Source organism: Armatimonas sp. (assembly GCF_043760365.1).
In the GTDB taxonomy this organism is placed as follows: domain Bacteria; phylum Armatimonadota; class Armatimonadia; order Armatimonadales; family Armatimonadaceae; genus Armatimonas.
This window is the reverse complement of the sequence record NZ_JAYUPA010000283.1, coordinates 1-5,556: the sequence shown is the minus strand read 5'-3', so window position 1 is coordinate 5,556 and position 5,556 is coordinate 1. Positions and strand designations below refer to the sequence as shown.

Here is a 5,556-nt window from a genome sequence, read left to right as displayed (position 1 = left end):
ATCCATACGGCAGCCGTTGCCACCAGTACCTTGCCTTGCACGGAGACCTGTTGTGGTACCGCACGTAATTGATCCGCGGTGATCGCCGGGCCGGGCGTCGGTGTGGGAAGGGGAATAGGGGTTGGTATAGTGCCAGGGACAGGAGTGGGTGTGGCAAGTGGTATAGGAGTCGCGCCAGGAACAGGAGTCGCGCCAGGAACCGGAGTCGCGCCAGGAACCGGAGTCGCACCAGGTGCGGGGGTTGGTGTGATTAGAATCGGCGAGGGTAAAGGGGTGATCGGGTCAAGAGCACTCACCCCGCCGCATCCCGTGACGAAAGCAATGCTTCCTAATAGGACAAGTGATGTTTGTATTTTTGATGTGATTTTCATTTTTTTTCCTTTTTAATATTTATTAACGATGAATATCCGTATGTGGAAAAATAATATAAGGTTCCATGTATAAAAATTATATAAATTTCTTTGGATGTGGATGCAAATTTAAGTAAGCGACGACGGCTGAGAGTACGCGGAGAGGGTAGGGGAAGACTCCTCAGGAATCAGGCGGGATTCGACAAAAGCAAGGAGCCCAACGATAATCTCCCCGGCGAGAGCAGTTCCCATGATCCAGCGTCGCCAGAGGCGATTAGAGTTTCTCTGTTGCTTGGCCTGGAACAGCATGTACACGAAGACAGTGTCCATGAAGATTAGCAGGAGGCTCAGCAGAAGGGTAATCACGAGTCCAGCCGCCTGTGATAGAAAGCGCGGGCCTCCTGTAAGAGCTGCCCCTCGGTGAGCGCTTCGATATCCACAGTCAGGGCTCCGACAAGGTGCGTAGCAGTGTCCTTATGGTGCGTCTCCAGGTAGTCTTTCAAGTGTGTCATTGCGCTGCTGGCTCCGGTGCCATTTCCCATGAGAAGAATCTCCTCCGCTCCCGTGAGGGTCTTGGAGATCGTTTCGTAGTAGGTGAGGTTCTCAGGAGCGCGTGCTCCCGCGTTGTTACCCCGGGTGTGCTTGAGCTGCCGCAGTGTGCCGTGGGGATCAAAAGGATGAAGATGCTCCGGCACCGCCCCTTTTTCCTCAGAGCGAAAGATCAGGGTCTCGTGCTGACTGATCACGACGAGGAGGCGCAGCTTGGAGGCGGTGTCAACGGGACTATTTTGATTAAAGCCGACGCTCTCTAGAAACTCTCTTAGAGCTCGCACCTGAGGCCGATCCGACGTGTCTTTATCTTTTGAACGGTGGAAAATTCGCGGTGTCCCATTGACAGTGAACGTGAGCTGGCCGTTGTTTTTTGTCTTGACAGTGCCAATTTGCTCGATTAGCGCAATAATATCGTGCCACTCCAGCTCGCTGGAGATAGGATTCTGGAAGACACCCTCCAGGGTGTTTTGGTAGGTTTGCATAGTGGTTTCCTTGCTGCTCCAGATGACCATGAGCTCGCTGGGTTCCCTGAAAAGTGAAGGGGAACCGTAACCCTGCTTCGTACATACGAGCGCTGAGTTAACAAAAATGAAAAATTCAAAAACGATACTGCTTCCCCTGGCGCAGACACAACAAGCGCCGACTCATGCGCGTCGTGATGAAGTTCGTACGCAGAATGTCCCGGTACGACCTCGAAATTCGGCTCCGCCTATGCGGCAAAAGCCCAACGAGCGCCCTCGCGCGGTAAACCAGACAACCACGCTGCGGGTAACGAGTCAGACGCGGACGCAGCGGACGTTTACGCGGACGATGCAAGGGCGGCGCTACGACAATGGGATGACGCTCCGACCGGCGGCCACGGTTCGAGTAAACTGGCAGAAGCCCTACTTTCCGCGTGGTCATGTCTACTATCCGCACTACCAGCAGCGCTACGATCCGCGACGAAACTACGTCTCCCCGTTTGGGTTTTACTTTGGAATTGTCCCCGCGTTTATCTCGCGTGACTTTGGCTATGACCGCCGCCCGGATCATGGCTACGTGGAGGTGATTACCTACAGCGGCAACAAGTTTCGCAGCTACGCCAACAGCCAGGATACGAACTACTTCAATGACCGGGCTCTCATGCAGCGTGAGCCTGGACTCCTGAATGCCATTGATGAGCTTCACGAGGCGTTTCGCAGCGGCAATATTGATGCGCTTGTTACCCTGACGGATCCCAATACGGAGATCGCGATCTATCTTAAAGGCAACTACGAGTACTCAATAGACGCAAACGATTATCTGGACTTGACGCGCGATGCTCTGTCCTCTATGAAGACAATTCAGTTTGATCTGACACTGCTTCACAAAAGAGCCGAAGGGGTCTATGTTGTTTCGGGTAAGCACGTCTATTGGGGAAGGAACGGGGAGACTCGCACTGTCTATGTGAGCTATGTGCTGGAATCGTTGCGGGATCAGTGGACGCTGACGCAAGTCGGGATGGCACCGGATCGTGTCCAGGAGTGGAGCTAAGCCGCTCTTGTTTGGTTGGGGAGGGGAAATGTGATCACCACACACGCGCCTCCCTCGGCGCGGTTTTTGTAGACGATCTCGCCGCACAGATCCCAGCGTCCCATGCTCTCTATCAGCTCCATGCCCGTGTTGGCCGATTTCAGTGGGTCGAAGCCTGCGGGAAACCCAGGGCCGTCGTCGCAGACTTCGAGCTGTGCGGTATTTTCTGGCAAGAGAGTCAGTGTCACGCCTACTTCGCCTTTGCCGTGTTTGAGGGCGTTGGAGACAAGCTCATTGACGAGTAGCGTAAAAGACCCGCCTTGCTTGAGCGAGATCGCCATCTCGTCTGCCTGAATCCGAATCTCCCGTCCGCCTGAGGTGGCCTGCAAGATCGGGACAAGCTTCTCCAGCGCGGCTTTGAGCGAGATGGTATCGAGGTCAACGCCGGTCTTAGAGTCTAAAGTCAGCAGGTCGTGGAGTGCGGCGAGCGTTTGAATATGCTGCCCGATGCGCTTGAGCTCCGAGACAGGCACCGTATCTCCCTGAAGCGGGGTTTGTAGCTCCACAAGGGCGGAGAGTACCTGCAGGTTGTTCTTAATGCGGTGGTGCGACTCAGCCACGGCACGCTGGAGCAGGGTATTGCGCTCCGCACCCCTCGCCTGTTCCTGCTTTTGGTTCTCAATATCCGTGGTCACACCAAACCAGCGACAGACATTGCCCGCCGTATCGTACTGGGGAATCCCGCGCACCAGAAACCAGCGAAAGACGCCGTCTTTAGCGCGGCAGATACGAACCTCAACGCTATAGGGCTCTTTCGTCTGCTGCGCCTTTTCCCATTCCGCGTACATACTCAGGACATCGTCCGGGTGGTACACCGACGCGTCTTGGCGGGTAGCAGTCTGCACCAACGACAGGCCAGTGTACTCCGTCCACTGCGGATTGACATACTCCAGAACGCCTTGTGGGCTTGATATCCAGATAAACTGTGGCACACTATCGGCGAAAGTTCGAAAGATCCCCTCGCTGGCATGCAGCGCCTCTTGTGCAAGCTTGCGCTCGGTGATATCGCGGATATTGCACTGAATGACCGAGTGACCGTTTTCATCGTAGAGATTCGCCACGACCTCGACCTCTTGACGCTTGCCCTCCTGGCTCTCCAGAGGCAGGTCTTCGTAGCGAACCTGGAGCGTGCTTTTTAGCTTCTGAAACATCTCCTGGCTCGCCGCCTCGTCTTTAAGCAGACCGATCTCAAAGAGCTCCTTGCCCACTAGCTCGCTATGAGAATAACCCAGAAGTGTCGTCATAAACGGGTTGGCGTCGGTGATCTTACGCGTCTTGGGATCGAGAAGCAGAACCCCATCTTTTGCCGCCTCAAAGAGCCGACGGTAGCGAATCTCCGAGAGGCGTAGCTTTTCCTCTGCCTGTTTGTGCGCCGTGATATCCTGAATGGAGCGGATGACAAGGAGCCCATGCTCGGTTTCCAGCGGGCTGAGGCTGATCTCAAGAGGGAACTCAGTGCCGTCTTTACGCTGTCCCCAGAGCCTCAGCCCCTCTCCCATCGGGCGTATTTGGGGCGCAGTAAGATAGCTCTCTCGGTGGTCTCGATGCTGCTGATGGAAGCGTTCGGGCATCAGCATTTCCTCGGGGGTTCCCAGCAGCTCCCCGCGTCCGTAGCCAAAGAGCCGCTCTATCTGCGTATTTGCAAATACGATAGTGCCTGACGTATCAACAACGATCATTGCTTCCGGCATGGATTCGAGCAGTGCTCGGAGAATCCCCACACTCTGGCGAAGCGCCTCCTCGACCTTTTGGATTGGACTCATATTTTGGATTGGACTCATAATAAACCCTCCGAGGAAACCCCGGGTACCCACCCGAAGGGAAGGGTGCTTAGCCGGAAGAGGAATCGGGAACCTTTTCTGGTGCCGTTGTCAAATGGTTGCATATTTGTTCTCGTTTTCTTGTCTTTCCTCTTGCATGTTTGCTTTTAGTTTGATAGACTCCTCTTGAGTTTTCGTCTTAGGGTTCGTCCCCCTAGGATCAGGAACTACCTTCAACTTTTGACAGACATCCACCTGATGGGGCAAGGCACTCGCTATGCAAAGCTACCCGGAGGTTCCAACGTCCCTCCTAGCTTTGCTGGAAATCTGGTTCGATGAGCGGCGTACGGTTTAACATAAATCAGGTTGAAGTTTAGACGATATGGCTCTGCCTTGCTTCCTGCTTGCAGGAGGATCGAGGTTGAACACGGGGCAATGTAACTTGCCCTATAGACGGGATTACAGTTTCGGCTGTTGTTACTGTCAAAGCTCCCTGCCTTTAGGCGGGAGATCAGTTACATTTTTAATTCACCGTTTCTCATAATAACATAACGGTGGAAGATTGACTTGGCGCGCTCGGTCACGGTGTTTTCCCCTTGAGCAGAGCAAATGCCTCGCGGGCGAGCTGACGCTGCTCGTCGGTGGGGATTTTCCAGACCGGCGTGGGGCTATTGTCGGGGCTGAGTAATGTCTCTGTTGCCTGCGCGGCGGCGTTGCGCACGGGATTGAGGGTGATTCCCAAGAACGCCAGCCCCTCGCAGATACGGGTTCGCATCGCTGCCGAGTGCTCACCGATTCCTCCCGTGAAAGCCAGCGCATCCACACCACCCAGCGCTGCGGCGTAGGCTCCGATGTACTTGCGAACCCGATAGGCAAAGGCCGCGAGGGCAAGCTCCGCCTGTGGGTCACCGTCTGCGGCTGCTCTTTCCAGCAAGCGCACATCACCGCCCTGGCCCGCGAGCCCCTTCAGGCCGCTCTGCTGGTTAAGCAGTGTGTCGAGCTGAGCGGGCGTTATTTCTTGGGTGCGCAGGAGATAGAGCAAGAGCCCGGCATCTATGTCGCCGCAGCGCGTACCCATGATCAGACCCTCCAGTGGGGTGAAGCCCATGCTCGTGTCCACGCTCTTGCCGTCCTGAAGCGCACAGACACTTGCGCCATTTCCCAGGTGGCAGATAATCAGCTTTGAGCCGCTTGCCTTACGCCCGAGACACTCCAAGAGCCGCTGGGAGGCATACTGATACGACGTGCCATGGAACCCGTAGCGCCGAAGCTCCAGCCGCTCCGAGAGCTCGCGGGGCAGCGCATAGCAGGCAGCCACGGGCGGCAAGCTCTGGTGAAACGCC

Annotated in this window: 5 protein-coding genes and 1 pseudogene; 1 reads left to right on the top strand and 5 read right to left on the bottom strand. The window is 55.5% G+C overall.

All coding sequences use genetic code 11. The features are described 5' to 3' along the window. From ACH2EH_RS06765 to ACH2EH_RS06755, 3 genes and pseudogenes are all read right to left on the bottom strand, one after another. Positions 1-371: pseudogene (locus tag ACH2EH_RS06765) on the bottom strand (hypothetical protein); the annotation flags it as partial. Between the two features lie 108 nt (positions 372-479). Further along, positions 480-716 (bottom strand): hypothetical protein, encoded by a 237-nt coding sequence (locus tag ACH2EH_RS06760; protein WP_395140155.1) that lies wholly within the window; start codon positions 714-716, stop codon positions 480-482. Next, positions 713-1,384 (bottom strand): hypothetical protein, encoded by a 672-nt coding sequence (locus tag ACH2EH_RS06755; protein WP_395140153.1) that lies wholly within the window; start codon positions 1,382-1,384, stop codon positions 713-715. The genes ACH2EH_RS06760 and ACH2EH_RS06755 overlap by 4 nt, the downstream gene beginning before the upstream one ends. 106 nt (positions 1,385-1,490) lie before the next feature. On the opposite strand from ACH2EH_RS06755, the gene ACH2EH_RS06750 reads away from it, so the two are divergent. Then, positions 1,491-2,414: a nuclear transport factor 2 family protein gene (locus ACH2EH_RS06750; RefSeq protein WP_395140151.1), complete on the top strand. Its 924-nt coding sequence runs from the start codon at positions 1,491-1,493 to the stop codon at positions 2,412-2,414. On the opposite strand, the gene ACH2EH_RS06745 is transcribed toward ACH2EH_RS06750, so the two are convergent. Together ACH2EH_RS06745 and ACH2EH_RS06740 are read right to left on the bottom strand one after the other, a co-directional pair. After that, positions 2,411-4,216: a PAS domain S-box protein gene (locus ACH2EH_RS06745; protein WP_395140149.1), complete on the bottom strand. Its 1,806-nt coding sequence runs from the start codon at positions 4,214-4,216 to the stop codon at positions 2,411-2,413. The genes ACH2EH_RS06750 and ACH2EH_RS06745 overlap by 4 nt on opposite strands. 577 nt (positions 4,217-4,793) lie before the next feature. Next, the coding region (locus ACH2EH_RS06740; protein ID WP_395140147.1) for an acetate/propionate family kinase at positions 4,794-5,556 on the bottom strand (763 nt) is incomplete at its 5' end.